Origin of the sequence: Allobosea sp. Root483D1 (assembly GCF_001429505.1) — a bacterium.
In the GTDB taxonomy this organism is placed as follows: Bacteria; Pseudomonadota; Alphaproteobacteria; order Rhizobiales; family Beijerinckiaceae; genus Allobosea.
On sequence record NZ_LMJW01000023.1, the window covers coordinates 70,547 to 96,485 of the forward strand.

Annotated in this window: 25 protein-coding genes and 2 pseudogenes; 7 read left to right on the forward strand and 20 right to left on the reverse strand. The window is 64.3% G+C overall.

Going from position 1 to position 25,939, the window contains the following annotated elements:
* Position 1 precedes the first annotated feature (1 nt).
* Complete coding sequence (locus tag ASE66_RS29425; protein ID WP_057193547.1) at positions 2-967, reverse strand: tripartite tricarboxylate transporter substrate-binding protein; 966 nt, start codon at positions 965-967, stop codon at positions 2-4.
* 132 nt (positions 968-1,099) lie between these two features.
* On the opposite strand from ASE66_RS29425, the gene ASE66_RS29430 reads away from it, so the two are divergent.
* Entirely contained in the window at positions 1,100-2,053 is a 954-nt protein-coding gene (locus tag ASE66_RS29430) for a LysR family transcriptional regulator (RefSeq protein WP_082613843.1), read from the forward strand.
* 64 nt (positions 2,054-2,117) lie between these two features.
* Here the strand turns inward: ASE66_RS29430 and ASE66_RS29435 are convergent, their stop codons facing one another.
* The 3 genes from ASE66_RS29435 to ASE66_RS29445 all read right to left on the reverse strand — a co-directional run bounded on the left by ASE66_RS29435 (position 2,118) and on the right by ASE66_RS29445 (position 4,917).
* Complete coding sequence (locus ASE66_RS29435; RefSeq protein WP_236846847.1) at positions 2,118-2,534, reverse strand: cyclophilin-like fold protein; 417 nt, start codon at positions 2,532-2,534, stop codon at positions 2,118-2,120.
* 77 nt (positions 2,535-2,611) lie between these two features.
* The gene (locus tag ASE66_RS29440) at positions 2,612-3,709 is read right to left on the reverse strand and encodes an alpha/beta hydrolase (RefSeq protein WP_057193548.1); all 1,098 of its coding nucleotides are present in this window, start codon (positions 3,707-3,709) and stop codon (positions 2,612-2,614) included.
* Positions 3,710-3,732: 23 nt separating this feature from the next.
* On the reverse strand, positions 3,733-4,917 hold the full coding sequence (locus tag ASE66_RS29445; protein WP_057193549.1) for an MFS transporter: 1,185 nt from the start codon (positions 4,915-4,917) through the stop codon (positions 3,733-3,735).
* Positions 4,918-5,039: 122 nt separating this feature from the next.
* On the opposite strand from ASE66_RS29445, the gene ASE66_RS29450 reads away from it, so the two are divergent.
* Complete coding sequence (locus ASE66_RS29450; protein ID WP_057193550.1) at positions 5,040-5,933, forward strand: LysR family transcriptional regulator; 894 nt, start codon at positions 5,040-5,042, stop codon at positions 5,931-5,933.
* A gap of 130 nt (positions 5,934-6,063) precedes the next feature.
* Here the strand turns inward: ASE66_RS29450 and ASE66_RS29455 are convergent, their stop codons facing one another.
* The 11 genes and pseudogenes from ASE66_RS29455 to ASE66_RS29500 all read right to left on the reverse strand — a co-directional run bounded on the left by ASE66_RS29455 (position 6,064) and on the right by ASE66_RS29500 (position 16,173).
* The gene (locus ASE66_RS29455; RefSeq protein WP_057193551.1) at positions 6,064-7,431 is read right to left on the reverse strand and encodes an alginate export family protein; all 1,368 of its coding nucleotides are present in this window, start codon (positions 7,429-7,431) and stop codon (positions 6,064-6,066) included.
* 11 nt (positions 7,432-7,442) lie between these two features.
* Complete coding sequence (locus tag ASE66_RS29460; protein WP_057193552.1) at positions 7,443-9,068, reverse strand: MFS transporter; 1,626 nt, start codon at positions 9,066-9,068, stop codon at positions 7,443-7,445.
* Positions 9,065-9,448 (reverse strand): DoxX family protein, encoded by a 384-nt coding sequence (locus tag ASE66_RS29465; protein ID WP_082613845.1) that lies wholly within the window; start codon positions 9,446-9,448, stop codon positions 9,065-9,067. The genes ASE66_RS29460 and ASE66_RS29465 overlap by 4 nt, the downstream gene beginning before the upstream one ends.
* A 59-nt stretch (positions 9,449-9,507) precedes the next feature.
* Positions 9,508-11,481, reverse strand: coding sequence for an amidohydrolase (locus tag ASE66_RS29470; protein WP_082613846.1), 1,974 nt, complete (start codon positions 11,479-11,481; stop codon positions 9,508-9,510).
* Entirely contained in the window at positions 11,478-11,756 is a 279-nt protein-coding gene (locus ASE66_RS29475) for a XapX domain-containing protein (protein ID WP_057193553.1), read from the reverse strand. Before ASE66_RS29475 ends, ASE66_RS29470 begins: the two co-directional genes overlap by 4 nt.
* 60 nt (positions 11,757-11,816) lie before the next feature.
* A complete protein-coding gene (locus ASE66_RS29480) occupies positions 11,817-12,653 on the reverse strand; it encodes an alpha/beta fold hydrolase (RefSeq protein WP_057193554.1) in 837 nt (278 codons plus the stop codon).
* A gap of 67 nt (positions 12,654-12,720) precedes the next feature.
* Positions 12,721-13,374 (reverse strand): hydrolase, encoded by a 654-nt coding sequence (locus tag ASE66_RS29485; protein ID WP_057193555.1) that lies wholly within the window; start codon positions 13,372-13,374, stop codon positions 12,721-12,723.
* Between the two features lie 54 nt (positions 13,375-13,428).
* The gene (locus ASE66_RS29490; protein ID WP_244495113.1) at positions 13,429-13,881 is read right to left on the reverse strand and encodes a response regulator transcription factor; all 453 of its coding nucleotides are present in this window, start codon (positions 13,879-13,881) and stop codon (positions 13,429-13,431) included.
* Between the two features lie 46 nt (positions 13,882-13,927).
* The gene (locus ASE66_RS33840) at positions 13,928-14,224 is read right to left on the reverse strand and encodes a response regulator transcription factor (protein WP_320409805.1); all 297 of its coding nucleotides are present in this window, start codon (positions 14,222-14,224) and stop codon (positions 13,928-13,930) included.
* 39 nt (positions 14,225-14,263) lie between these two features.
* Positions 14,264-14,512, reverse strand: a pseudogene (locus ASE66_RS33845) (response regulator transcription factor); the annotation flags it as partial.
* A 44-nt stretch (positions 14,513-14,556) separates the two neighbouring features.
* Positions 14,557-16,173 (reverse strand): ATP-binding protein, encoded by a 1,617-nt coding sequence (locus ASE66_RS29500; protein ID WP_082613847.1) that lies wholly within the window; start codon positions 16,171-16,173, stop codon positions 14,557-14,559.
* 273 nt (positions 16,174-16,446) lie between these two features.
* Here ASE66_RS29500 and ASE66_RS29505 point away from each other — a divergent pair, with 273 nt between their 5' ends.
* Together ASE66_RS29505 and ASE66_RS29510 are read left to right on the forward strand one after the other, a co-directional pair.
* Positions 16,447-17,991 carry a cation:proton antiporter gene (locus tag ASE66_RS29505; protein WP_057193557.1) on the forward strand — a complete coding sequence of 515 codons (1,545 nt, stop codon included), beginning with the start codon at positions 16,447-16,449 and terminating at the stop codon, positions 17,989-17,991.
* The gene (locus ASE66_RS29510) at positions 17,988-19,214 is read left to right on the forward strand and encodes a flavin monoamine oxidase family protein (protein ID WP_057193558.1); all 1,227 of its coding nucleotides are present in this window, start codon (positions 17,988-17,990) and stop codon (positions 19,212-19,214) included. The genes ASE66_RS29505 and ASE66_RS29510 overlap by 4 nt, the downstream gene beginning before the upstream one ends.
* Positions 19,215-19,413: 199 nt before the next feature.
* Here the strand turns inward: ASE66_RS29510 and ASE66_RS34065 are convergent.
* Positions 19,414-19,629: pseudogene (locus tag ASE66_RS34065) on the reverse strand (thioredoxin reductase); the annotation flags it as partial.
* Between ASE66_RS34065 and ASE66_RS33525 the strand changes: the two are divergent.
* Positions 19,607-19,729 (forward strand): SDR family oxidoreductase, encoded by a 123-nt coding sequence (locus ASE66_RS33525; RefSeq protein ID WP_413814301.1) that lies wholly within the window; start codon positions 19,607-19,609, stop codon positions 19,727-19,729. The pseudogene ASE66_RS34065 and the gene ASE66_RS33525 overlap by 23 nt on opposite strands.
* A gap of 182 nt (positions 19,730-19,911) precedes the next feature.
* Here the strand turns inward: ASE66_RS33525 and ASE66_RS29515 are convergent, their stop codons facing one another.
* Positions 19,912-20,316 carry a hypothetical protein gene (locus ASE66_RS29515; protein WP_057193559.1) on the reverse strand — a complete coding sequence of 135 codons (405 nt, stop codon included), beginning with the start codon at positions 20,314-20,316 and terminating at the stop codon, positions 19,912-19,914.
* 287 nt (positions 20,317-20,603) lie between these two features.
* Here ASE66_RS29515 and ASE66_RS29520 point away from each other — a divergent pair, with 287 nt between their 5' ends.
* A complete protein-coding gene (locus ASE66_RS29520) occupies positions 20,604-21,230 on the forward strand; it encodes a tyrosine-type recombinase/integrase (protein ID WP_057193560.1) in 627 nt (208 codons plus the stop codon).
* 95 nt (positions 21,231-21,325) lie between these two features.
* On the opposite strand, the gene ASE66_RS29525 is transcribed toward ASE66_RS29520, so the two are convergent.
* The 3 genes from ASE66_RS29525 to ASE66_RS29535 form a co-directional block, all read right to left on the reverse strand.
* Entirely contained in the window at positions 21,326-22,468 is a 1,143-nt protein-coding gene (locus ASE66_RS29525) for an MFS transporter (protein ID WP_057193561.1), read from the reverse strand.
* Between the two features lie 344 nt (positions 22,469-22,812).
* The gene (locus ASE66_RS29530; RefSeq protein ID WP_057193562.1) at positions 22,813-24,435 is read right to left on the reverse strand and encodes a GMC family oxidoreductase; all 1,623 of its coding nucleotides are present in this window, start codon (positions 24,433-24,435) and stop codon (positions 22,813-22,815) included.
* Positions 24,436-24,494: 59 nt separating this feature from the next.
* The gene (locus tag ASE66_RS29535) at positions 24,495-25,280 is read right to left on the reverse strand and encodes an alpha/beta fold hydrolase (protein ID WP_057193563.1); all 786 of its coding nucleotides are present in this window, start codon (positions 25,278-25,280) and stop codon (positions 24,495-24,497) included.
* A gap of 144 nt (positions 25,281-25,424) precedes the next feature.
* Between ASE66_RS29535 and ASE66_RS29540 the strand changes: the two genes are divergently transcribed.
* Positions 25,425-25,922, forward strand: coding sequence for a MarR family winged helix-turn-helix transcriptional regulator (locus ASE66_RS29540; RefSeq protein WP_057193564.1), 498 nt, complete (start codon positions 25,425-25,427; stop codon positions 25,920-25,922).
* The last annotated feature ends 17 nt before the right edge of the window (positions 25,923-25,939 follow it).

Below are 25,939 nucleotides of genomic sequence, written 5' to 3' on the forward strand. Positions count from 1 at the left end.
TTCAGTCGGCGAACTGGCCGGCGGCTTCGATCAGCGGACGCCAGCGGCCGATGTCGCCCTTCAGGGTCTGGGCCAGGGAATGCGGCGTGGCTTTTTCCGGCGTCGGTACTGTGCTGATGTCAATGAAGCGTCTGGCGAGCGTGGGGTCCTGTAGAGCCTTCACCAATGCTGCCGACAGCGTCTGAACCACGGAGTCAGGGGTCTTCTCAGGCACGAAAAGGCCGTGCCACACGCTGATTTCCATGTTGGGAAGGCCGCCTTCGACTACGGTGGGCACACCGGGAAGCGCGGGGATTCGCTGCGTGCTCGTAACGGCATAGCCCTTGATGCTCTTCGACTGCAGCTGGGGCGCGGCAGTGGTGGCCTGCTCGCAGCCAAGGTCGACCTGGTTCGCCAGCAGCGCCTGCAATACCGGCCCGCCGCCCCGAAAAGGCACTTGAGTGAGCTTCTTGTCCACGGCCGCCATGAACAGCAGCCCGCAGAGTTGCGAGGAGGCGCCCAGGCCCGAATGGGCAAATGTCACATCCTGCCCGCGCGCTTTGACGTCCTTGATCAGATCCGCGAGCGATTCAGGCTGGTATCCCGGCCGGGCGATGATCGCCATGCTGGCATCCGAGACGACGCCGACTGGCCTGAGATCGGCCGTCGGATCGAAAGGCAGCTTGCGATAGAGGGTGACGGCCGTCGCGAGTCCGAGATGGTTGAGCAGGATTGTGTGTCCGTCGGGATCGGAGCGAACGGCTCGATGACTGCCGGTCGTGCCGCCGGCGCCAGCCACATTCTCCACGATGATGTTCTGGCCGAGAATGCGGCCCATTGTTTCCGCGGTCACACGAGCGACCGTGTCGGTCGGCCCCCCTGCGGCGAAGGGAACGATCATCGTGATCGGCCGTGAAGGATAATTCTGCGCCGCAGCCGGCGTCGCGATCGCCGCCGCCAGCACAATACCAAGAGCCAGTTTCACCATCGGTGCCTCCCCGTTTTTGGTTGACGGGACGATAGAGCGAGCCGAAGGGAATATCAGCCACCGCTGGCGTGGTCATTTTTCATCAAAGCCGTTCCACTTGGGGATGGCTGAAAAAGCTCTGCCGGAGGTTTCGTGCGCAGTTTCGACCCCGTGTCCTTGCGCCTGTTCGTCGCCGTCTGCGAGGAAGGCAACATCGCGGCCGCCGCCCAGAGGGAAGCGATCGTGCCCTCGGCCGTCAGCAAGCGCCTCGCCCAGATGGAAAGCGAAGCCGGCGTCAGATTGTTCGAACGAGGTCGTCGCGGCGTGACGATCACGGCCGCGGGCGAAGCGCTCTGGCGTTATGCGCGGGAGTCGCTGCAGATGCTCGACCGGATCAAGTCGGACCTCGGCGCCTTTGCGCAGGGCGTGCAGGGCCAGGTTCGCGTTTTCGGCAGCAAGTCGGCGCTCGCCCAGTTTCTACCCAATGATATAGGTCGCTTCGCCAAGATGTATCGCGACGTCCGAGTGAGCTTGGAAGAGCGCGAAATCTGGGAGGTTGTAAGAGGCGTCGAAGAGGGACGAGCGGATATCGGCGTTTGCTGGGATGCGGTGGACTTCCGAGATCTGACCCTCTTTCCCTATCACCGGGATCACCTCGCCGTCGTCGTACCCGAGGGGCACCCACTTGCCAGCCGCGACTCGGTCGCCTTCATCGAGACGCTCGACTACGAGCATGTCGAGATCCTCGCTCGCAGCATCTTGCAGCAGCGACAACGGAGTGCTGCAGGAGCAGCTGGAAAGCAGCTGATCCACCGGATCCAGGTCTCGACGGTGGATGCTGCCTACCGGATCGTCGCCGCTGGACTGGCTGTCGCTATCGTCCCTGGCGAGGAAGCGCGCGCCGTTCAGCAGGCGCTGGGTCTGACGGTGATCCGGCTAACCGACTCTTGGGCCCGCCGCCAATTTGTCATCTCGGTAAGGAACAGGGGACTATCGCTTCCTGCCAGTCTTTTGGTCGAAAACCTCCGAGATGCGGCCGGCGCCGCCAACATCGAACCGCGAGCACGTCCAATGTCTGCAGTCGGGCTACCATCGGATGTCAGGTAATGGCGCTCGGGCGACCTGAAGATGGTTACTGCCGCGTTGTTGTTGAGGCCGACAGCGGCTTCCATCATCGATCCTCGCGCTCAACCCGCACGGAAACCGACCCCGCGCGATCGAAGATTGACGCACCGCCCTTCACCTCTCCGAGGATGACGATGCCGGGTTGAGGGACCTGACCGTCGCGATAGTAGACGACGAAGTGGTCCGGCCCCCACAGACCGATCGTGCCGTTCTTGAAGGCCCGCTGGCGCGCCGCCGCTGGCAAGCCGGCAGGCAGGCTTCCCGTCTTCTCTTGTCGCAGATGATCCGTCATGGGGATGGTCAGCGGCAGCATGCCTAGCAACGTCTTGGTGGTGGCGTTGTCGATGAGGTCAGCCGTGACCGAACCCCACTCCGACGAGATCTTGATGCGTTCCTGAGCCATGGTTGCTCCCATTGTTCCAAGGAATATCGCGCCGGCGATCCGAATGGTCCTCAGCGGCATTGTCCGGTCCTCCTGATTAGCTGTCGTTTCAAGGCCCGCCGGTCGAGCTGCGAGGCATGGCTCCGCGTGCTTCGCGATCAGGCGACGAGATGCCGGTCGAAGAAGCTCGCCAGCTTGTCGAAGGGGATCACGTCGGTCTTGTCGTAGAGATCGACATGGCTGGCGCCGGGGATGATCATCAGCTCCTTCGGCTCTGCCGCGGCCGCATAGGCGGTCTCGGCGAAGTACCTGGAATGCGCCTTCTCGCCGTGGACGAACAGGACGGGCCGGGGTGCGATTTCCTTGATGTGGGTGAGGATCGGCATGTTCATGAAGGAGAGCGGCGTGGTCTGCGTCCAGGAATTGCCGGAGTTCACCGCGCGCGGGTGATAGCCACGCGGGGTGCGGTAATAGTTGTGGTAGTCGACCATGAACTGGGCCTCGCCGCCCTTGAGATCGTTATAGGGCGGCTGGTAGGCCGGCGTGCCTTTGGCCGCGTCCTCCCAGCGCTGCCGGCTGAGCTGTTCCAGCGTCTTTGTCCGCTGTTCAAGCGTCACGCTGTCATTGTACCCTTTCGACATGACGCGGGTCATGTCGTACATCGTGCTCGCGACCACGGCCTTGACCCGCTTGTCGACTGCGACGGCATTCAGCGCCATTCCGCCCCAGCCGCAGATGCCGATGACGCCGATGCGCTCGCGGTCCACCATTGGCTGCAGGCCGAGGAAGTCCACGGCTGCACTGAAGTCCTCGGTGTTGATGTCCGGCGATGCGACGTTGCGGGGCTCGCCGGTGCTCTCACCCGTGAACGACCCATCAAAGGCCAGCGTCGCGAAGCCGCGCTCGGCCAGGGACTGGGCATAGAGACCGGACGACTGCTCCTTCACCGCGCCGAACGGGCCCCCGACAGCAATCGCGGCAAGCCGGTCAGCGCCGCGTGTCTTGGGCAGGTAGAGGTCGCCCGAGAGGGTCAGGCCGTAGCGGTTCTTGAAGGTCACCTTGCGGTGGTCGACCTTATCGCTGCGAGGAAAGGTCTTGTCCCAGCTAGCCGAGGGGGCCTGGGTCTGCGCCTCGGCGTTCCGGCCGAGCGAGGCGGCAGCGGCGATCGCCACGCCCACGCCAATCAGCTTCATGAGGCCGCGACGGTCCAGGCGAGCGGATCGATCATTCCGGGATGCTGTGTGTTCGTGGGTCATGGCATGCTCCTTTGCGGTTGAGGTCAGTTCGGCTTGAGAAGGGATCGGCCGCCGCCGATCAGCAGGACGGCCACGGCGGCGAGTGCGACGCTTCCTGCGAAGGTTGCGGCGATCGAAAGAGTGTCGAGCAGGATGCCGCCGAGGACTGCGCCCAGCAGGATCGAGGCCTGGATCGCGGCCACCATCAGGCTGCCGGCGGCCTCAGGCTCATCGTCGACGGTCCGCGACATCCAGGTCATCCAGATCACCGACATCGCGGTGTTCGTCGCACCCCAGATCGCCAGGAACATGCCCGCAGCGACAACCGAACTGCCCAGTAGCAGCAGGCCGAGCGTGCAGCCGGCCATGACGAGGGCGGGAAGCCTGAGCCAGGGCGCGATGCTGCCGGTAAAAAACCGACCGGACGCCCAGGTGCCGGCGAATCCGGCGCAGCCCAGCAGGAGCAGGAGCATCGAGAGGACGGCGACGTCGGCGCCGGTAACCTGCTCCAGGAAAGGGCGCAGATAGGTGAACATGGTGAAAGCCGAGCCCCAGGACAGCATCGCCGCGACGAGGCCGCGCCGGAAATGTGGACGCGCAAGCAAGCCGATCATGCCGCGGAAGTCCTGTCGGCCGCGGGCGGGGAGAGCCGGCAGCGAGATCAGGTGCCAGGCGAGATTGACGGCGACGATCGGGACCAGCATCCAGAAGACGGCGCGCCAACCAAGCAGGCCGCCGAAATAGCTGCCGATCGGGGCGGCGAAGGCGGCCGCGATCGCTTGGCCGCCGTACATGAGAGCCAGCGCCCGCGGCATGTCGGCGGCGGGGACCAGCCGCATGAGGACGGCCGTGGCCAGCGCCCAGAAGCCACCGATGCAGATGCCCAGCAGCGCGCGGCCCAGCATCAGCATGGCGAAATTCGGAGAGGCCGCGACCAGAACGAGCGACAGCAGCATGAGCGCCGTCATCGCAACCAGCACCCATTTGCGATCGAGCCGACCGGCGACGGTCGTGACGAGTATGCTCGCAGCAATCGCGAAAAGCCCGCTGACCGAGGTCGCCTGCCCGGTCTGGCCCTCGGTCGCGTTCAGCCCGGCCGCCATCGGCGTGAGCAGGCTGACCGGCATAAACTCCGAGGCGATGAGCATCGCGACGCAAAGCGCCATCGACAGGACGGCGCCCCAGGCGGCGGCGGGCCTACCCTCGTTCATGGTCGTAACGGCTGCCATCGCAAGCGCCTCCCTTATCGATGGAGATGATCTAGCAGTTCAGTAATCCTTCTATTAGTCGTCGCAAACAGATTGAACTGATCGAACAGATCGAATAATAGAGCCGTGCGTGAGGGGCCCATATGTCGATCGGCGACCTGAACAGGCTTCGATGGTTCCAGCTCGTGGCGGAGGAGCGAAGCTTTACGCGCGCTGCTGCTCGGCTCGGCGTGGCCCAGTCAACGCTCAGCCACTCCATCAAGCAGCTCGAAGCACAGATGGGCATCCGGCTATTGACGCGGACAACGCGCAACGTTGCGTTGACCGAGGCGGGCGAGCGGCTCTTGCAGACGATCGCGCCGCGCCTGGCGGAGATCGACGAGGAGATCGCCGCGCTATCCGCGTTTCGCGACAAGCCCTCTGGTTCTATCAGGCTGACGCTATCGGATCACGCCCTGGACCGCGTCGTCTGGCCGAAGCTTAAGCCCGTCCTGCACGACTATCCCGACGTCACCGTCGAGCTGATCCTCGACAGCACGTTCCGCAACATTGTCGAGGAAGGCTTCGACGCCGGCGTTCGTCTGGGCGAGAGCGTCGAAAAGGATATGATAGCCGTCCGGATAGGGCCTGACTGGCGCCTGGTCGCGGTCGCCTCACCGGCCTATCTCGCTGCCCGCGGCACGCCGGGCCATCCGAAGGACCTCGTCGGGCACGCCTGCATCAACATGCGCCACGAGAGCGGGGGCGGACTTTATGCCTGGGAGTTCGAGAAGGACGGGCAGGAACTGCGAGTGCGGGTGAGTGGTCAGCTCACCTTCAACAACTCCTACGCGATGATCGACGCGGCCGTGAGCGGCTTCGGCATCGCCTACGTCCCGAACGACATCGTCGAGCGAGAGATGGGATTCGGGGCTCTGGTACAGGTGCTCGACGACTGGTCGCCCCTCTTCGACGGCTACTTCCTCTATTACCCCAGCCGCCGGCAGAACCTCCCGGCTTTCAAGGTGATTGTCGAGGCGCTGAGACACCGGGAGTGAAACCCCTCCGAGTCAACATCGCTGAGCGGCCATGCGCGGATGTCCGATTTGCGACGCATCTCAAATGTCTGGTTGTGGCGCATCCCGCTACCAAACCCATTGGTCGGCCTATTTTGCGCATCAGGCAAGTTTAGAAGGTTAGAGTTGCCCAGCCCGCGGCGAAGGATCCATCAACTCCGCCTGCCTGCCTGATCCGCTCGCCAGGTTTGTAGCTGACGAACGTTCCGCCCAGCGTGATATGTTCGGCCAAGGCCCATTCGACCGTCGTGGAGACCTGCTGGCCGACGTAACGGCCTGCTCCGCCGGCAGTCCGGGCTACGGGGGTTACCGCCGGCCCATAGAAGGCGTCCGCCTTGTTCTGCTTCCAGAGCGGGTTCCAGCCGACGGTCAATTTGACCTTCGGCAAAATGGTCAGCGTGATGTTCGGCTGGATGTCGAGGAGGTTTGCCGGCCCTATGAGGTTCGCCTCTGAAAAATAAGGCAGCTTTGGAAAGAGCGGATTAAAGGTGCCGAGCTGGCCGTCGCGCAGGTTGCCGTCGCCGCTGATCGCGTCGGCGTTTAGCCCGATGCGTGGCGCGAAGGGCAGTTCCGACAACTTGTAGCCGAGCTCTGCCGACGCGGTCCAGGCGCGGATATCGGCCTGGCCGAAGCGGCCGAACTGGACCGCGCCTTCGACATTCCAGTCGAAGCCCGCAGCCTTGCCGAAAAGCCGGCCGCCCAGCGTGTGACGGCGTTCAACGGCCGTGCCCTGGGCGAAGCGGGCATTCTCACGTTTGAGGCCAAGATAATAGAGGTCGGCCTTGAGCCCGGTGACGCCAGGGACGGGCGCGGTCGCATACAGGCCCCAAAAAGCTTGCGCGGGGTCGGACCGGTCGTCGAACAGGCCGGCCATCGGTACCACCGGCCTCACCAGAAAGCCGTCGATGCGCAGGTCGGGGCCGTCGATCCACGCTGCGCGGATGCCATCGAAGGCGCGACGCACATTGGGGCTTTCACGCACTGAGACGAGCCGTGACGAGCCGAAGCTCATCTCCTGACGACCGCCGCGGACCATGACAACGCCGCTCGCGACAGGCAGGCTCAGCTCTCCGTAACCCTGCAGGAGATCCAGCCGGTCGAGCTGCGTGCCCGGCGGGGTGACAGCCCAGATCGGTGCCTGGCCGCTGACGAATTCGACGAAGCTGCGAAGATAAGGACCCAGCTTCAGGTCTGCCGAGAGGAAGGACCGGACCAACAGGCCGTTGTTATGGGCCGGGGCCGCCAGGCCGAAGACCGGCTGCCGGGAAAATTCCGGGCGGATGCGCAATTGCCCGCCGAGGCTCAGGGAGACCGATCCGTCAGGCGACAGCGGTATGTCCTTCACCATCGCGAACGGATCGGCCTTCGCTTTCGTGCAAGCGGTGATGCCTGCTTTCGGCTCCGGATCGCAGTGCGTCTCCGCCTGGGACAGTGCAGCGCCCGCGCTGCCGAGCCAGCTCAGCGCGCCGGCAACGGCCATCGCGCGGCACCTCATGCGACCGGGCCGGGTGTCGGCGTTTTCGGATCGATCGTCAGGAAGTGGCGCACGACCGGCTTCTCCGGGCCTATATGGAACCGGATCGCCTCGTTCTGCAGGTCGGCGTCGGCCTTCGAGACGCGCTTGTGCTGGCGCAGATGTTCAGCCCAGGACTCGACCATGAACCACTCGACGATGCCCTCAGGATCGGCCGCATCCTCGGTGACGCCCCAGCCATAGGCGCCGTCGCGGCGGCGCTCCGCCGAGAGCTGGTTCAGCGCGGCGAGAAAAGCCGGTCGGTCCAGTTTGGCGACGCGGTATTCGATCAGGATCAGGACGGGGCCGCGATCATGGTCCACAGGTTCGGCCGTCAGCGGCTCAGGCCAGTGGTTGGAGGCGACGAGGTCGGCCTCGCCCCTGGGAAGCTTGACGCGGTGAAACACGACGCCCGCGACCAGCAGGCAGCCGGCGCCAGCGAGCAGCGTGGCCGGCACACCGATCTCCTGCGCGACGAGGCCCCAGCCCAGGCTGCCGGCCGTCATCGCGCCGTTGAACACGGTGAGGTAGACCGCCAGTGCTCGCCCGCGGACCCAATTCGGCAGGATCGCCTGCGCCGCGCCGTTCAGCGTCGTCAAGGCAACGATCCAGGCTGCGCCGAGCAGCAGCAGGACAGCCAGCGCCACGGGCTTCGGCGGGGCGAGCGCGAGCGCCGCCATGACGAGCGCGGTCACGATCGCAACACCGAGCAGCAACTGGTCGGCGTCCATCTGTTTGCGCAGGGCCGGCAGCACCAGCGCGCCGCCGATCGCGCCTGCCCCGACGCAGCCGAGCATGATGCCGTAGAAACGGGCATCCCCGCCGAGCAAGGTACGGCCGACCAGCGGCAGAAGTGCCCAGACCGCGCTGGCGCAGGCGAAGAAGACAGCCGTCCGCAGCAACACCACATGCAATTCGCGGCTTGCACGAGTGTAGCGCAGCCCGGCACGGAAGGCGCCGGCAAAACGCTCCGACAAGGCGTCGTCGGCACCCTGCGCGCGAGGCCACCAGATCAACGCAGCGATAACGAAGACGTAGCTGAGAACGTCGGCGCCATAGGTGACGGCAGCTCCAAACGCAGCCAGAAGCAGGCCGCCAGCTGCGGGGCCGATCGAGCGCGCGATATTGATGCCGAGCGAGTTCAGCGCGACGGCGTTCTTCACATCCGACCGGCGAACCAGTTCGGGCACGATCGCCTGCCAGGTCGGCCCCATCAGGGCAGCGCCGATGCCGCCGATGAAGGTCAGGGCGACGATCGAACTGATTGTCAGCAGCCCCAGATGCGACAGTGCCATCAGGCTGATGCTGACGGCGGCCAGCAGAAGCTGGATCGCGATCAGGAACTTTCGGCGGTCGAGAATGTCCGAGAGCACGCCGGCCGGGATGGCCAGTAGGAAGATCGGGAGCGTGCCGGCGGCCTGAACCATCGCAATCGCTGCCGGCGAAGCGGAGAGATCCGTCACCAGCCAGGAACTGGCGACGTCCCGCATGAAACTGCCGGTGTTCCCGAGGACGGTAGCGGCCCACAGCACGGCGAAGACGGGCTGTTTCAGAGGCGAAAACGCGCCCGCCTTGGCGGCCGCCTTGGGCACGGCATCGCTCATGCTGGCCGGCCCATCGCAACACGCTCGCGCAGATCATGCCAGGCGACGAGAAGGAAGCCGCCGACGAGGCCGAGATGCTCGAAGAAGCTGTTGGCCGCCATGAAGCGGGCCGGCGGCGCCATCTCCCAGAAGCGCAGTGCCACCAAGGTCGCCATCAGCGTGAAAGCAGCGAGAGCAAGCGCGCCAAGCCAGCGGCCGATGCCGGTGAGTATCATCACCGAGGCGACGAGTTCGAGCGCGGTCACTGCAAGCGCAAACGGCCGTTCCGGCGAAAGGCCGAAATGCTGCATCTCGGCGATGGCGCTGGGGAAATCGGTCGCCTTGTTGAAGCCGCCCTGCAGGTAAGCGGCGCACAGACCCAGCAGGGCTAGCCAGCGCATAGCGGGCGTCGCGAAGTGGGCGGCAAAACGCGTGATCGCGTAAGGATGTTTTGCCACGATCAGAACGCCCAGCAGGAGCAGCCGAGCGCGCCCCAGAAGGCCGCCTCGTCGCGGGCCGGCGCCTGTGTGCCAAGCGCCGCTGCATGGCCGTGGCCGTGGATACCGCAGGCGCTGTCGCAACCGCAGCCCGCCATGAGCGCGTACTTGCGGTCGTCCTTGACGGCGGCGCGCTGCTGGTAGCCGCCGAAGGTACGAACAGGCGACCAGTCGGGCATGGCGGGCGGCAGCGGTGGGCTCAGCGGCGCGAAATCGCCCGCGCCGAACACGATCTTGCCGCCGAGCAGCGTCAGCACGCTCTCGATGTCCTGGATCTCGTCCTCGGGTACGCTCATGTAGTCGCGGTCGAGCACGACGAGATCGGCGAGTTGGCCGGTCTTGAGCTGGCCCTTTTTGCCTTCCTCCGTCGAGAACCAGGTGTTGGCCTCCGTCCAGAGGCGCAACGCGCTTTCGCGGTCGAGCAGGTTGCGCTGCGGGTAGAGCTTCAAGCCGCCGAGCGTCTTGCCGGTGACGAGCCAGGCGAGCGAGACCCATGGGTTGTAGCTGGCGACGCGGGTGGCGTCGGTGCCCGCGCCGACCTTGACGCCGGCTTCCAGCATGCGGGCGATCGGCGGCGAACGCTCGGCCGCCTTGGCGCCGTAGCGCTCGACGAAATCCTCGCCCTGGAAGGCCATGCGGTGCTGCACGGCGATGCCGCCGCCGAGCGCCGCTATGCGGTCGATATTGCGGTCGCTGATGGTCTCGCAATGATCGAAGAACCAGTGCAGGCCTTCAAGCGGGATATCGCGATTGACCTTCTCGAAGACGTCGAGCGCGCGCGTGATCGTCTCGTCATAGGTCGCGTGCAGGCGCCAAGGCCAGCGCTGCTGAGCGAGCAGCCTGACCACGGGTTCGAGCTCGGCTTCCATCGAGGGCGGCATCTCCGGCCGCTCGACCTTGAAGTCCTCGAAATCGGCCGCCGAATAGACCAGCATCTCGCCGGCGCCGTTGTGGCGGTAGAGATCGTCGCCCTGGCCGGGTTTCACCTGCTTGGCCCAGCCGGCGAAATCAGACAACTCGTCCTTGGGCTTCTGGGTGAAGAGGTTGTAAGCCAGCCGCAGCGTCAGCTCGCCCTCAGTGTGCAGCTTTTCGATGATGGCATAGTCATCGGGGTAGTTCTGGTAGCCGCCGCCGGCATCGATGATCGAGGTGACGCCAAGCCGGTTCATCTCGCGCATGAAATGGCGCGTCGAGTTGAGCTGGTATTCGGGGGGCAGCTTCGGACCCTTCGCCAGCGTCGCATAAAGGATCGTGGCGTTGGGCTTGGCCAGAAGCAGCCCGGTGGGATTGCCGTCCGTGTCCTTGATGATCTCGCCGCCGGGTGGACTGGGCGTGTCCTTCGTGTAACCCGCCGCCCGCAGCGCCGCCCCGTTCAGCAAGGCGCGATCGTAAAGATGCAGGATGAAGACCGGCGTCTCCGGTGCGATCGCGTTGATCTCGTCCAGCGTCGGCAGGCGCTTTTCGGCGAACTGATGCGCGGTGAAGCCGCCAACAACGCGGACCCATTGCGGCGGCGGCGTTACCGCAACCTGCGCGCGCAGCATCTCCATCGCCCGGCCGAGCGAGCGCACGCCGTCCCAGCGGAGCTCCATATTGTAGTTCAGCCCGCCGCGAATGATGTGCATGTGGCTGTCGATCAGGCCGGGGACGACGCGGCGGCCGCCAAGATCCATGGTCTTCGTCACGGGGCCTGTAAACGCCTGCATCTCGGCCCGCGTGCCGACGCCGAGAAAGCGGCCATCCGCGATCGCCACGGCGTCCGGGTTGGGATTGGCGCGGTCGAGCGTCGTGAAGCGGCCATTGACGAGGATGAGGTCTGCGGTCATCGCGGGGGCTCCCGAGCCTGAGGTCTGGGCTGATGGCGTTCCACCGATCAAAGTGGCGAGCGCGCCGGCCGCGCCGCCGAGCGCAGTGTCGCGCCGTGTCGGGTTCGTCATGAGAGCCTCCGGCCGGGTCCGGCGTCCGTCTCATTGCGATCCCGCGCCGGCAGGGCGCCGAACAGGTGCTCCCCACATTCGCTTTTGAGCCAGCCGAGGCTGAGCTCCTGCCCCGCGATGACGCGTTTGGCGATCGGGACGATCTGCTCACCCGCCAGAATTCCCAGAAGGCCGATCAGCGCGATCACGGGCGGCGCCGGGGAGCGCACGTTGAGCAGGCTGTAGACGACACCGACGATCAGGCCGGCGCCCAGCGCGAGCAGATAGGGTTTCATCGTAGCGTTCCACTCTCGCATGATCGCGCAAGGCAGCTGCCAGAGCTGCGTTGCTATGGCTCAAGCCTTGATGAAGGCGAGCAGGTCGGGGTTGATGACGTCGGCATGGGTGGTCAGCATGCCGTGCGGATAGCCCGGATAGACCTTGAGCGTGCCGTTCTTGAGCAGCCTGATCGACTTCAGCGCAGCGTTCGCGATCGGGACAACCTGGTCGTCGTCGCCATGCAGGACCAGCGTCGGCACCGTGATCGCCTTGAGATCTTCACTCTGATCGGTCTCGGAAAAAGCCTTGATGCCGTCGTAGTGAGCCTTGGCGCTGCCCATCATGCCCTGGCGCCACCAGTTCCGGATCACGCCCTGCGAGACCTGCGCGCCGTCGCGATTGAAGCCGTAGAACGGGCCTGCGGCGACATCCTGGAACAGCTGTGCCCGCATTTCGGCCGTACCCTTTCGAAAGCCGTCGAAGACTTCGAGCGGCACGCCGTCCGCGTTCGCGGGGGTCTTGAGCATCAGGGGCGGCACGGCGCTGACCAGCACCGCCTTGGCGACGCGGCCGGCAGGCTGCCCGTGATTTGCGACATAGCGGGCGACTTCGCCGCCACCGGTCGAATGCCCGATATGAACCGCGTTCCTGAGATCGAGATGTTCAACGACGGCGAAGGCATCGGCCGCATAGTGATCCATGTCATGGCCGTCGCTAACCTGTGCCGAGCGCCCATGGCCGCGCCGGTCATGGGCGACGACGCGATAGCCATGCTGGAGAAAGAACAGCATCTGCGTATCCCAGTCGTCGGCCGAAAGAGGCCAGCCGTGATGGAACACGATGGGCTGCGCGTCTTTCGGACCCCAGTCCTTGAAGAAAATGGCGACGCCGTCCTTGGTGGTGATCGTGGGCATTCTGGGCATCCGCTGAGTTCGAGGCGTCTGGAGCCGGTCAAGCCGGCGGGAGGCTTCGATGGGCCGATCAGTGCCCTTCGGAGGCGCCGAACATCGTCTTTGCGTAGGTGATGCCGAGCCCGTAGGCGCCGCCGACCTTCCTGGCGATGCCGGTCGTCATCGCGTAGGTCTCGGTCCGCGCCCAGTCGCGCTGGAGCTCGAGCAGGTATTGCAGCGAGGTCATCGGGCGAGCGCCGGCCTGGATCATGCGCTGCATGGCGCGCTCATGGGCCTCGTCGGAGACGTCGCCGCAAGCATCGGCAATGACATAGACCTCGTAGCCTTGGTCGATGGCCGACAGCGCCGGGCCGACGATGCAGACGCCCGTCCACAAGCCGGCCAGAACGATGCGCGGCTTGCCGATCTCGTTGACGCGGGCGATGACCGCCGCATCTTCCCAGGTGTTCATCGAGGTGCGGTCGAGCAGGGCCTGGCCGGGAAAGGCCGAGGTGATCTCCTCGAACATCGGGCCGGAAAAGCTGCTGACGGCTACGGTCGTCAGGATGGTGGAAACGCCGAAGCCGGCCGCTGCTTGCGAGACCAGAGCCGCGTTATTCCGCAAGGTGACGGCATCGATCGACTTCGTCGCGAAGGCCATCTGCGACTGGAAGTCGATCATGATCAGTGTGTGATCGTGGGGAGCCAGAAGTCCCTTGCCTGGGGTCGCCGTCGCCTGAACCATGTGAGCTCTCCTGAATGAGCCCTAGGGGTAGGTGCCGGCCACAGGTCGGCGCAATTAAACGGTCGTATCCGTCGCGCTATGCCTTGGTATAAGCGGGCCGGATTTCCACGCCGCGCGGAGGCAGGCCAGAAGGATCTCGGGATCGAGCGGCTTGGTGAGATAGCCATGCACCCCGACCGCCAGGGCGGAAGCCCGCGTGGTCTCGTCAGGATAAGCCGTCATCAGGATCGTGGGTATCACCCGGCCCGATCTGGCAAGCTGGCCGTATAGTTCGAGCCCGCTCATGCCGGGCATGCGAATATCCGCGACCACACAGCGCGTCTCGTGCCGCAGCCCGGACGCAAGGAACGGCGCGGCACCGTTGCATGTGAATGTCTGATAGCCCAGGGCCGAAACGAGACTGGCGACGGCGTCCCGTGCCGCTGCATCGTCATCGATAATGGCGATGAGTGCGCCGTCAGGCTTCGTCATGGTCCATGCCACCGGGCTCGCGTCGGCCTCGATCATCGTGGCTGGCGCAGGTTGGCAGCAATTATACGAAGGCATCGCCCGACTATCCGGCAGCGCCGGCGACCGCCTCCGCGATCTTGTCCGACAGCCGCACGAGATCGGCCAGCGACGCGGCCTGCAGCTTCTGCATGACCTGGGCACGATGAACCTTGACCGTGATCTCGCTGAGCTGAAGGGTCGCCGCGATCTGCTTGTTCATGAGGCCACTCGCCACCAGCGGCAGAATCTCGCGTTCCCGCGGCGTCAGGGTCTCGAAACGCAGTCGGAGAGCCTCCATCTCCTTCACACGCTTCCGCAGTTCAATATCCATGGCGAGGCCTTTATGGACGGCGTCGAGCAAATCCTGATCCCGGAACGGTTTCGTCAGGAATTCGATCGCGCCAGCCTTCATGGCCGCGACCGACATCTGAACGTCACCATGACCGGTGATGAAGATGATCGGGCATCCCCGGCCGATCCGCTTGAGTTCGCGTTGAAATTCGAGCCCGCTAACGCCCGGCAACCTGACGTCCAGGACGAGGCAAGCCGGCCCGTTATGATGCTCGGCTGCCAGGAAGTCCTCCGTCGAATGGAAGGCCGCGACACGATGGCCGACCGAACGCAGCAGGCTCTCGACCGAAGCGCGCATGGCCGGATTATCGTCGATCACGAAGACGAGTGAGGCTTCGATATTCACTCGTTTTCCTCCGGCGCCGGGTCAGGCTGCGGGCTGGTGGGCAGCGAGAAGCTAAATACGGCGCCCTTTGGCTCATTCGTCGAGGTCCAGAGTCGCCCGCCATGAGCTTCGATCGCAGACCGGCAGAACATCAGCCCCATACCCATGCCATCGGGTTTCGTCGTGAAGAAGGGCTCGAATATCCGGTCCAGGGTTGCGGGGTCCAGGCCAGGACCTTCATCCTCGATGCTGACGACGACCTCGCCATGCTCGCGACCGGTCGTGGCGATGCGCAGCCGTCGCTGACGGGCCGGAACTGCACGCATCGCCTCGATGGCGTTGTCGATCAGGTTGGCGACCACCTGCTGCAACTGGATGGCGTTGCCGATCACGAAAGGCGCCTGGCAATCCAGGTCCAGCGTGACGGCGCCATGTCCCAGGCGAGCCGCGACAGCGCTCTGTTTCACGACCTGTTCGATCAGAAGGTTCAGGTCGAGCGGGGTACGCTCGCGCGTGCCCTTCATGAACATGGTGCGGATGCCCGAGACGACCTTGTTGGCCCGGTGGCCTTCCTCGACGATCCGGTGCATCGCGGCTTTGGCTTCATCCAGTTCAGGCTGTGGATTGGCGAGCCAGCGCAGGCCCGCATTGGCATTAGTGACCATGCTGCCCAGCGGCTGATTGACCTCGTGGGCGATCGTCGCCGACAGCGCTTCCATGGCGGTCAGCCGGTTCTGGCGGGCGCGCCGTTCTGCAATCGTGGCGCGCGCAAGACGGGCATAGACGGCGATCGTCTCGGCGAGCATCACCACGAGAACGATGCTGGCCGAGACCAGCCCATAGAGCCGCCCCGCCCACCAGCCCAGGCTCATGCGCACACCCGCGCCCAGATAGGAGATCTGGATGATCTCGATCAGGAGCGTGCCCAACACAACGACGAGCCAAAGATCGAGGATCGTACGGCGCCGAGCTGCCAGGGCTACGATCCCGGCAAGATAGAGTGCGATCGCAAGCGCTGGAATTAAGCGCCACAGCAGTCCCGGCGTGAGGGCGTCCCTCATGAAGGCGTTGGATAGACGCAAGCTGCTCCAGTCGCCCAGGACCAACCAGCAGGCTATTGCTATGACGGCTAGCACCGACACCACAGCCACGACGATCCAGGAGGCGACTAGACGGCGCGCGAGCTGAACATCGGGCAGGACGGCATAGGCCAAGATGAACAGCGGAAAGCCAAGGCGCTTCAAAGCCGCGAAGGCCGCGGCACTCTGGATGCTTTCCTCGATCCCCAATGATGAGAAAATGCCCGGAAACGTCACGACCCATGGTGCGACCAGCGCTCCGGAAAACAGATATCCGGCGGCCAGGATAAGGATCGCCCTTGAGCGTTGGACGTAAAACAGCGCGAAAAGAAATGTCGAGGTCACCAGCTCGATCACCAGTACCGCTGCCGCGTAGGCTGGTAACACGACGACCCAATCGGTCAATGAGCGGCCTGCATGAGGTGCTATCAAGACAGGCATGAGAACCGAAACGGCCAGAATGGAACCGGCCAGCCAGAACTGATTTTGTCTGTGTGCAAAGCTCGACAGCAGCAATGCAGGCTCGCCTACCGACTGATCGCTCGACGGCGTCATAGCACTTCCTACCTAGCCGCTCTCCAGTGTCTGACCAGCTAGCTCTCATTCGGGTGGTGCCGCAATGGGAGGAAGAAAATCGCAGGATGCGAATGTCCGCTTACCGGCGGGGTACCAAAGTCAGCTTCTGGCGCTTCTCGCCAAACTGGGACAAACCGAGTGATGGCTCTTTCCGCCTCAACCTGACGAAGCTTACGGAGCGTCATAAGAAAGTGCCGTTGTGATGATCGGCAGCGATCGACACCGCGGCATTGAGCGATAAACTCGCATGGCATGGTCCTGTTCGAGTCCCTCCTGGTCATTATGTTCGGGGCTGTCATCCTCGCGGCGGCGTCGCGACGGGTCGGCATCCCGTATCCGGTCGTGCTCGCCATCAGCGGGACGGCTCTCGCCTTCATTCCCAATGCGCCGCGCATCACGCTGGATCCGGAGCTGGTGCTGGCCCTCTTCGTCGCGCCGATCCTGCTCGATGCGGCCTTCGACAGCTCGCCGCGCGATCTGCGCCGGAACTGGCTGCCGGTATCCAGCTTGGTTTTCGTGGCTGTCGGCGTCACAACGGCCGCTGTCGCACTTGTGGCCCGGTGGCTGGTGCCTGACATTCCCTGGGCCGCCGCGATCGCGCTCGGGGCGATCGTCGCGCCGCCCGACGCCGTTGCCGCCACGGCGATCCTGCGAAAGCTGCGGCCACCCCATCGCATCGTCGTGATCGTCGAAGGCGAGAGCCTTTTGAACGATGCGACCGCGCTACTGATCTACCGCCTGGCCGTGGGGGCGGTCGCGGCCGGCAGCTTCAGTGCGGCCAGCGCATTGCCGGCCTTCGCGCTTGTCACGGTCGGCAGCATCATTCTCGGGATGTTTCTCGGCTGGGCCGCGGTGCGGCTGCTCACGCTTTTTCGTGACCCGGCAAGTGCCATCATCGTGCAGTTCATCACGACCTTCGGTGTCTGGATCTTGGCAGAGCGGCTGCATCTGTCCGGGATCATCACCGTCGTTATCTACGGCATTGTTCTGGCGCGGACGGTTCCGGCCGTGACGAGCGCGCGGTTGCGCATCCCTTCCTATGCTGTCTGGGAAACGACCGTCTTCGTACTCCAGGTTCTTGCCTTCGTGCTGGTCGGACTGCAGTTGCGCCCGATCCTCGAAGGGTTCGATGCTGGGCAACGTGCCGGTTACGCCTGGATCGCGCTTGCGGTCCTCGCAACGGTCATTCTCGTGCGGCTGACATGGGTTGCGACCTATAGGGGTCTTGCCCTCCTGCTCTCGGGCCGGCCTTCCGGCGCGAGCGAGAAGGCCGCCTCCTTCCAGAACGTCAAGGGCAGCATCGTCATCGCCTGGTGCGGCATGCGCGGCATCGTCACGCTCGCGGCCGCGTTCGCCCTTCCCGCTGATTTTCCCTATCGCGACCTGATCTTGCTCTGTGCCTTCACCGTCGTGGTCGGCACGCTGCTGGTCCAAGGGCTGACGCTGGCGCCGCTGCTGCGCTATCTCGCGATCAGCGACGATCACCCTGTCGACCGTGAGTTCGCTCTTGCGCGGAAGGCTGCGCTGGAGGCCGCGATCGGATCGCTCGAAGGCGCGCAGCCGGCGTCTGCGGCGGCGATCCGACAGGAATATCGCGACATGCTGGAGCAGACCGGACGGGCCGCGCAGCTCGACACCGACCATAACGCTCTGCGGCGGACCGCGCTCGCGGCCGCGCGGAAGACTGCATTCGAGCTGCGGAAGCGCGGCACCATCGGAGACGACGCCTTCCACCGGCTCGAGGAAGAGCTCGATTGGCTGGAGCTCGGCGCCGCGCCGCGGGAAGGCAGCGTATGAAGCGGCTCGATGTCGCCATTGTCGGGGCCGGAGCTGCCGGGGTTGCGGCGGGCCGGCAGCTCGCCGCTTCCGGGCTCGACGTGCTTCTGATCGAGGCGACCGACAGGATCGGCGGGCGGGCGCACACCGCCTTCCACGATGGTCTCCATTTCGACCTCGGCTGCGGCTGGCTCCATTCGGCGGATCGCAACGGCTGGGCCGCGCTGGCGCCCGAGCTTGGCTTCCATCTCGACCGGACCACGCCGCCATGGGGCATCCAGTTTCGCGATCTCGGCTTTCCCGCAGCCGACCAGCGTGCCGCGCGGGCCGCGTTCGCCCACTTCGAGCAGCGCCTGCGCGAGACTCCTCCCGGGAACGACCGCGCCTCCGACCTCCTGGACGCAAGCGACCGCTGGACGCCCTATCTCGAAGCGCTCAGCACCTACATCAACGGCACGGAGCTGGAGCAGCTTTCGATCCGCGACTATCTCGCCTATGCCGATGCCGAGACCGGCGTGAACTGGCGCGTTGCCGAGGGCTATGGCAGCCTCGTCGTTGCCGCAGCGAAGGACGTGCCAGTCGCGTTGAGCACAGCGATAACCAGCATCGACGTATCGGGGCATGCCTTGCGGCTGACCAGCGTCAGAGGCGAGATCGAGGCTGCGCGCGTCATCGTCACGGTCCCGACCGATGTGCTTGCCTCCGGCGCGATCCGTCTGCCGCCGCGCGCAGCGGACCATATCGACGCTGCCCGCGCACTGCCGCTGGGCCTGGCAGACAAGATCATCTTCAAGCTATCCGATTGCGACGGTTTCGAGCCGGACACGCAGGTCCTGGGCAATCCGTCCGTGAAACGAACGGCGAGCTACCATCTGCGGCCCTTCGGCCGGCCGCTGATCGAAGGCTTCGTGGGTGGTGAGGCCGCACGCGAGTTCGAAACCGCCGGCGATGCCTTTGCCGCTTTCGCGCGCGACGAGTTAGCCGGGCTGTTCGGCTCCGGGGTCAGGAGCCGGCTGGAGCCGATCGCGCAATCGCGCTGGGGGCGCCAGCCTTTTGCGCGAGGCTCCTACAGCCACGCGCTGCCGGGTCATGCCGACGCGCGGACAGTCCTCGCCGCCGATGTCGAGGGCAGGCTCTTCTTCGCCGGCGAGGCCTGCTCGATGCAGGATTTTTCGACAGCGCATGGTGCGTTTCAGACCGGCGTTGCTGCCGCGCGAGCCATCCTGGACTCGTTGAAACTGTGATCTGGAGATCGAGTGAGCAGAGCCACCTGCGAGCGGAACGAAAGCGATGTAGAGATGTCTGCTTCCTGTTGAGGGTCCCGTTTCCACTTATGGCGCGCTTCATTCCCGCCATTCGGAGGCACTCATAATTCCGCCGACCCGAGCATGCCCCTCAGCGTAGCTGGCGTTGAAGCTTCGTAGAGGTCACGAGGCATCACGCTTACCGCGCCGCGCCGCTATCACGGCCGGCCTGCCGTGTCAGGAAGGAGTGAATCTGGGCGATGACGGCGGCCCCCTCGCCGACGGCGGCGGCGACCCGCTTGGTCGAGCCGGCACGTACGTCTCCGACGGCAAAGATACCTGGGCAACTGGTTTCGAGCGGCAGCCGCTCGCCGTCACGGGCGCGCTCCCCCGTGAGGACGAAGCCCGTTCCATCGCCGGAAGAGATCGCCGACCTCGTCGCTTGGCTGACGAGCCCCGGAGCCGGTTATATGACCGGCGCGAGCCTGACAATCGACGGCGGGTGGACCGCCTAGCCTTACCTGAGGGCGTATTCGCTTGTTCAACGAATACGCCCTTCGCGGCGTGCCGATCGCGGCCACGACGTGCTCGCCCCATAGCAAAGTCTACTTTCGGGCAGCAGCCCAATGTCTGGAACTGGCGCGGGGCTGACGCCCCGCATCCAAGTCCGCCAATCTTTGGCTTGTGCAGGAAGCCTTCAGCGATAAAGTAACATTGCTTCCAGCCGACGCTGCAAGGCAGCCGGTTCGACATTCATTCGAACATTTCCAAGTGCGTAGCGCATCTCGGCAGTGAAGGGCACCCAAGTGCGCAAATCTTCGAGCAAGGCGTCGGACATCAAATCTTCCAGCGGACCCGCGCCGAGTTGACCAAGTGCCAGTTGGTGATCAGGCAGTCGCGCCTGCGCAATAATCGCCAGAACGCGCCTTAATACGATCTCCCGTGGATCGTTCAGCATATCCGTGGACCAATGCCATGTGCTTGGATCAGCAAGATAAGCCTGCACAAAGGATTCTGCGGTCACTGGAGGCCCCTCAAAAGCAGCCATATCCGGCACCCACGAAAGATCCGCTGCAATCGCCGCTCGCGCAAAGAAATTCATGGGTAAGATGCTCGAAGGTTGCTTAAGCGACACGTCTGCAGGCCATCCATTTTGTCGATCTTGCAAGACGGCACAAGCCGAGTTCCGCGAATGATACCTGTTCGTGATGGCTGGGACCGATCCCTACCTTATTAGTCGTGGTCGCTTCCGGCATAGCTCAGGCGGCCTTCGTACGTCTCCTTTTGGGCGTAGATCGAGAGCCGCTCCTGGCGCGACGCGACCGCCACCTTCCTCAAGATTTGATAGAATTGTCCAGGATGCGGCGTCCCACATGAAGGGGGTCTGTGATGGATACCCAAGCGCAGAACCAAGTACCCCATCAGGCATGGAATCTTGGGCGCATTATCGGACCCAAGCCACCTCTCAGGCCGAAGCACATCTGGGCAATACGCACCCGGCTTCAGCACGAGGGGCGCGTTCGCGATCTCGCCATGTTCAATTTGGCGATCGATAGCAAGCTACGGGGATGCGATCTCGTTCGCCTCCGCATCGGCGACGTCGTCCTTGGCGGCACGGTTCGACTCCGCACTGCTATTGTTCAGCAGAAGACCGGGCGGCCGGCACCATTTGAACTGACGAACTCAGCCCGCGAAGCGCTTACCGCCCGGCTGAGATTGAGAATCTCTCGTGAGGACGATTGGCTGTTCCCGAGCCGGAGCCGGCACGGTGATCACATCACAACGCGCCAGTACGGTCGCCTTCTCGACAACTGGGTGGCTTTGATCGGATTGGATCCAGCGCTCTACGGAACGCACAGTCTCCGTCGAACGAAGGTCGCGCTGATCTACAAGCGCACCGGCGATCTGCGCGCATGCCAGCTTCTTCTAGGACATACGAAACTGAAAAGCACCGTGCGCTACCTCGGCATCGAGGTTGACGATGCGTTTCTGCTTTCGGAGCAAACGGACCTATGAGCTTGGGCACGGCGGGCAGCCGCCGTGCCAGTTTCGCCATTCGACCAACCGCGAGCTTGGGTCGAAAGCGGAAGCCCACTAGTCGCGGCGAGCAGTTAAGCGGAAGGTGTTTTACCGGCCAGACCGACGACCATCACAACGGCCACCATCAGGCAGCTCACTACTATCAACGCCATCGACAACGAGACGGCCGTCATGACCGCACTCGCTACGATCACGCCGACCGAGTTTGCGGTTCGTAATAGCGCGAAGACCTCGGGGCGCTTGTTCGGCGGAGCGAGGGTGTCGAGTACCAGCGAGTAATACGTGCCCAAGGGCGCGAGCACCGCACCCACTAGGATGGCGCCGATCACCGTGAGAGCCATTGACACCTGCAGTGCGACTGTAATGGCCCCTACCGCCATGATCGCCAGTTGGAGCAGGACGGCCTTGCGAGTCGCCATGCGGTTGCGAACGCTGACCCAGATGCCGCCGGCCACCGATGCGACGCAAAGCGGAACGGTGAACAGGATTGCCATAGCGGGCGCGTAGCCGAACTGAAGGGCCAGCCCGACCGCACCGATCTCCAGGGCCGCTACAGTGGAACCGCCCGCCGCCGCGCAAATCAGCCAAAGTAGGATAACCCGGTTAATCACAGAAGCGTCCGGCGCGTGCACATCATCGGTCGGCGCCGATCTCACGGTCGGGACGAGCAAGGCGGGGAGAGCCCCCAGCGCCGCGAGCGCCAAGACGCCGAAAACGGGCGAGATGGTTCCCAACCCGGACGCGAGCACCGGGGCGAGGACAAAGGTGACCTCGTTGAGCGTGGCCGCGATACCCAGTGCCCGAGGTAGCTTCTCGGAAGGAGTGAGCTCGTTAAGCACGGCTCGGAGGTATCCGAAGGCCGCTCCGGTAACCGCGCCTGCCAAGGCCGAGCAGGCGACCAGCCAAATGAAGGGGGCGGCGAAGTGGGCTAGCAAGGCGACTGCTCCGAGTGCGGCAGTCCTGAAGGCGACCAGTAGGCGCAGGAATATCGTAGTCGGCAGGCTCTGCCCGAGGCGCGTGATCGGAACCGCACCGATGACCTGAGCCAGCGTTAGAGCAAGAATCATGGCAGCGCCGCCGCCGGTATCACCCGTGAGAGTAAGGGCGACCAGCGCGAATGCGACAGGTCCCGCAGCTTGGGGGACGGCGAACGTCGCAGACGAGGCATACCAGCGAAACACCGCAGCCTTCCCAGGTGTTGTCGAGGTCGCCATAGGTTACACGAAAGTACCAGCCGGGCCGTTCCCGGTCATGAAAATTACGCTTGAGATCACTGTCGCCGTTCGGGGGTACTCGGGCATGCTCGATGACCTGTCAACGGCTAGATTGGCAAGGCGGACGCGCCAAGTTGCCTGCCGCAGCAAGGGGCGATGGCCCAATACGTCAATGTCGCCTATGGATCGGTTCCAGTCATGAGGCGACCGCACCGCGAAGGTCCGCTTTCGGGCAATGAGCTAGAGTCTGCTAATGGCGCAGCAAGGTCGGCTAACGGAACATGCCGATCATGCAGCCACTGCTGAAGCGCGACCATCGCGCTTCAGCACCAATCATTGGAAAGTCAGGGCTCGAGCCCGTACTGCCGTCGCATGATGTCGGCTCCTCGCTCGCCGACGACTGCGCAAGGAGCCTGGGTGTTGCCGGTCGTAACACGAGGCAATACCGAGCCATCGGCAATCCGCAGGCCGATAATCCCATGCACAGCGAGCTTGGCATCAACGACAGACATATCGTCCGAGCCCATCTTCGCGGTGCCGCACTGATGCCAATAGGTGACCGCTGCATCGCGAATGAAAGCATCATCGACCTGCCGGCCGGCCCCAGGGATGCGCTCCCCGATAACGAACGGGTGGAAGGCGTCTCCGCTGCCAATCTCGCGGCAGAGCTTCACGCAGGCTCGAGCGGTCTCCATGTCCCTTGGATCCGACAGCATGTTGGCGTCCACGACAGGCATGTCATTCGGATCGGCGGATTTCAGGCGTATCCGGCCCCGACTATGCGGGCGGGCAAGTCCCGCGAACATTGTCCAGCCGTGAGCCGGAACGCCCAGTTGGGCCGTTCGCTCACTCGGAACCGGAAACTCCACCTGGCAGAACAGCAGGTCCGGTTCGGTGAGGTCGGGACGGCTTTTCCAGTACAGGGTCGCTTCGCTGCCGCTGTTGCGCGGCGGGATCGGCTCCCGGTACTCCCATGTGCAGCCAAACGAGACGTGATCCTGCAGATTGCGGCCAACCCCAGGAAGATGCTGGACAACCGGAACCCCAAGCCGCGCAAGCTCGTCACGATCGCCTACCCCAGACAGCATGAGCAGCTTTGGCGTATTGATCGCACCCGTTGAGATCACGACCTCCGTGCTGGCGTTGATTGCCGAGATCGTGCCGGCGCGTGCGATCTCGATACCCGTCGCGCGGCGTCCGTCAAACAGGATCCGCCGAACGACTGTCTCAGTGAGGATTGTGAGGTTGGGACGATCGGCGATGGGCTGGACATAGGCCTGATACAGGGAGTGTCGCCGTCCCTTGCGGACCAGCATGTCGGTGTAGGCAACCCCTCCCTCGCCTTCCATCATCTGGCCATTGGGATTTTCGAAGCGTGGAATACCGAGGCCTTCCGCCGCATTCAGCAGAGCGGCGGCGATCGGGCTCGGGTCGTTCGCGGGCTGGACCCATACCGGCCCGGTCGTGCCCCGGTATTCCGGGTCCGGCCGACCCTGCCAGTTCTCGATCCGACGATAGATGTCGAGAACCGAACCGTAGTTCCAGCTGGCATCGCCCGTCTCGGCCGCGAAATGGTCCCAGTCGCTGCGGTGGCCGCGTGCCCAGACCATGACGTTCACGCTGGAGCCGCCGCCGAGGCCCTTGCCCATCGACATCGAGAGGGCTCTGCCGTCGAGGTGCGGATTGGGCTCAGCCTGGAATCCCCAATCGCGATCCGAAGAGAGATTGGTGGGCCACAAGCCGGGATCCATGACGGATTCTGCCTCGTCATCGGGGCCGGCCTCGATCAGCAGAACGCTACAGGCCGGGTTCTCCGCCAGGCGGCGCGCGATCACTGATCCCGCCGCACCGGCACCGCAGATGATGAAGTCGTACATCGTCTTGATATTGGCTCTGCGCTCCGCCTGGTTTTCGCGCGCGCGTCGTTCGAAGCCCCCGGCATCGCCGGGGGCGGAGGCATCAGTCATGGTTCGATCTTTCCAGTTCGGCGCTGGGCCGTTTCGGGGACCGCGATGCGGGCTGGCCGTTACTTCGCGGCGGACGACGCCTGGCGAGCGGCCTGGTCGATCACATCGGCGACGACCTTGGGCTGGGTCATGAAGAGGGCATGGCTGGCCGAGACCTTCGTGACCTTGGCGCCGATGCGCTTGGCCATGTGATCGAGCATCGCCTGATCGAAGGCCTTGTCCTCACTGGCGATGACGGCCCAGCTCGGCTTGGTGCGCCAGGCGGCGTTCTTCAGCTTGGTGCCGAAGGCCGACAGGTTGATCGGCACCTGCGAGTCCCGCATGAAGGCGACGTCCGCGTCGGAGACATCGTGGGCGAAGCCGGCCTTGAACTTGGCGTGGTCGACGAAGGCGAAGCCGTCCTGCGCCTTGTCGAGAACGAACTCGGTCGCTGGCGCGAAGCCCTCATATTGCTGGGCCGTCGTCTCGCCGGCATCCGGAGACAAAGCAGAGACATAGACGAGCCCGGTGACCTTGGGATCGACGCCCGCCTCGGTGATGACGGTGCCACCCCAGGAATGGCCAACGAGGATCGTGGGCCCGTCCTGCCTGTCGAGTGCCCGCTTGGTGGCGGCGACGTCGTCTTCGAGCGAGGTCAGCGGGTTCTGGACGATCGTCACGCGGTACCCGCGAGCAGTCAGCAGGTCATAGACGCCGCGCCATCCCGATCCGTCGGCAAAAGCGCCGTGAACCAGAACGACATTCTTGGCAGGCTGCGCCGTGCTCGCAGTCTGGGCGAGAGCGGCCTGCGACATGGTGCCGATGGCGGCTGCGGCGAGAAGGGTGTTGCGGATGGACTTGTTCATGACAGTGCTCCTTCGCTTGAATATCGCGCTAACTGTTATTGCGATAACAGATATGCCGATTACCGCCATCCTTGTCAATCAGACATTTGTCGCGATATATCTTTTCGAGATCACGGTTCCGTGAACCGCAGTGAAAGGCCGCTGATGACCAAAGCCATCACCACCCCTCCAGTGCCACTGGACGACCAGCTTTGCTTCTCGATCTATTCGGCAGAGATCGCGATCCAGCGGGCCTATAAGCCTCTCCTCGATGGGCTAGGGCTCACCTATCCGCAGTATCTCGTCCTCAATGTCCTCTGGCGCGACGACGCCCAGACGGTTGGCGGCATCGCTCATCAACTGGCCTTGGAATCCAGCACGCTCACGCCGCTGCTCAAGAGGATGGAAGCGGCCGGCTTATTGCGGCGTACCCGCAATCCAGAAAACGAGCGCCAGGTCATCATCGCGCTCACCCCGGAAGGCGACGCTCTTCGATTTCGTGCCGGCTGCCTGAACGCAAATCTGCTCGAAGCGTCCGGCCAGACGGTTGGGCAGCTCGGGAAGCTCAACGAGTTGATCCGGCAACTTCGCGACGCGATCTACGCCCATACCGGTGCCCTGGGCCCAGGAGAGCCGGGTAAGGACCCCAACCCCTTGGGCTGACGGTAGGGCGGAGGCCA

Excerpts from the sequence above, each read along its gene's own strand:
- ASE66_RS29425 (WP_057193547.1), bottom strand. The coding sequence starts at position 967 with ATGGTGAAACTGGCTCTTGGTATTGTGCTGGCGGCGGCGATCGCGACG.
- ASE66_RS29435 (WP_236846847.1), bottom strand. The coding sequence starts at position 2,534 with ATGCCGCTGAGGACCATTCGGATCGCCGGCGCGATATTCCTTGGAACA.
- ASE66_RS29440 (WP_057193548.1), bottom strand. The coding sequence starts at position 3,709 with ATGACCCACGAACACACAGCATCCCGGAATGATCGATCCGCTCGCCTG.
- ASE66_RS29445 (WP_057193549.1), bottom strand. The coding sequence starts at position 4,917 with ATGGCAGCCGTTACGACCATGAACGAGGGTAGGCCCGCCGCCGCCTGG.
- ASE66_RS29450 (WP_057193550.1), top strand. The coding sequence starts at position 5,040 with ATGTCGATCGGCGACCTGAACAGGCTTCGATGGTTCCAGCTCGTGGCG.
- ASE66_RS29455 (WP_057193551.1), bottom strand. The coding sequence starts at position 7,431 with ATGGCCGTTGCCGGCGCGCTGAGCTGGCTCGGCAGCGCGGGCGCTGCA.
- ASE66_RS29460 (WP_057193552.1), bottom strand. The coding sequence starts at position 9,068 with ATGAGCGATGCCGTGCCCAAGGCGGCCGCCAAGGCGGGCGCGTTTTCG.
- ASE66_RS29465 (WP_082613845.1), bottom strand. The coding sequence starts at position 9,448 with ATGCGCTGGCTAGCCCTGCTGGGTCTGTGCGCCGCTTACCTGCAGGGC.
- ASE66_RS29470 (WP_082613846.1), bottom strand. The coding sequence starts at position 11,481 with ATGACGAACCCGACACGGCGCGACACTGCGCTCGGCGGCGCGGCCGGC.
- ASE66_RS29475 (WP_057193553.1), bottom strand. The coding sequence starts at position 11,756 with ATGAAACCCTATCTGCTCGCGCTGGGCGCCGGCCTGATCGTCGGTGTC.
- ASE66_RS29480 (WP_057193554.1), bottom strand. The coding sequence starts at position 12,653 with ATGCCCACGATCACCACCAAGGACGGCGTCGCCATTTTCTTCAAGGAC.
- ASE66_RS29485 (WP_057193555.1), bottom strand. The coding sequence starts at position 13,374 with ATGGTTCAGGCGACGGCGACCCCAGGCAAGGGACTTCTGGCTCCCCAC.
- ASE66_RS29490 (WP_244495113.1), bottom strand. The coding sequence starts at position 13,881 with ATGATCGAGGCCGACGCGAGCCCGGTGGCATGGACCATGACGAAGCCT.
- ASE66_RS29500 (WP_082613847.1), bottom strand. The coding sequence starts at position 16,173 with ATGACGCCGTCGAGCGATCAGTCGGTAGGCGAGCCTGCATTGCTGCTG.
- ASE66_RS29505 (WP_057193557.1), top strand. The coding sequence starts at position 16,447 with ATGGTCCTGTTCGAGTCCCTCCTGGTCATTATGTTCGGGGCTGTCATC.
- ASE66_RS29510 (WP_057193558.1), top strand. The coding sequence starts at position 17,988 with ATGAAGCGGCTCGATGTCGCCATTGTCGGGGCCGGAGCTGCCGGGGTT.
- ASE66_RS29515 (WP_057193559.1), bottom strand. The coding sequence starts at position 20,316 with ATGAATTTCTTTGCGCGAGCGGCGATTGCAGCGGATCTTTCGTGGGTG.
- ASE66_RS29520 (WP_057193560.1), top strand. The coding sequence starts at position 20,604 with ATGGATACCCAAGCGCAGAACCAAGTACCCCATCAGGCATGGAATCTT.
- ASE66_RS29525 (WP_057193561.1), bottom strand. The coding sequence starts at position 22,468 with ATGGCGACCTCGACAACACCTGGGAAGGCTGCGGTGTTTCGCTGGTAT.
- ASE66_RS29530 (WP_057193562.1), bottom strand. The coding sequence starts at position 24,435 with ATGACTGATGCCTCCGCCCCCGGCGATGCCGGGGGCTTCGAACGACGC.
- ASE66_RS29535 (WP_057193563.1), bottom strand. The coding sequence starts at position 25,280 with ATGAACAAGTCCATCCGCAACACCCTTCTCGCCGCAGCCGCCATCGGC.
- ASE66_RS29540 (WP_057193564.1), top strand. The coding sequence starts at position 25,425 with ATGACCAAAGCCATCACCACCCCTCCAGTGCCACTGGACGACCAGCTT.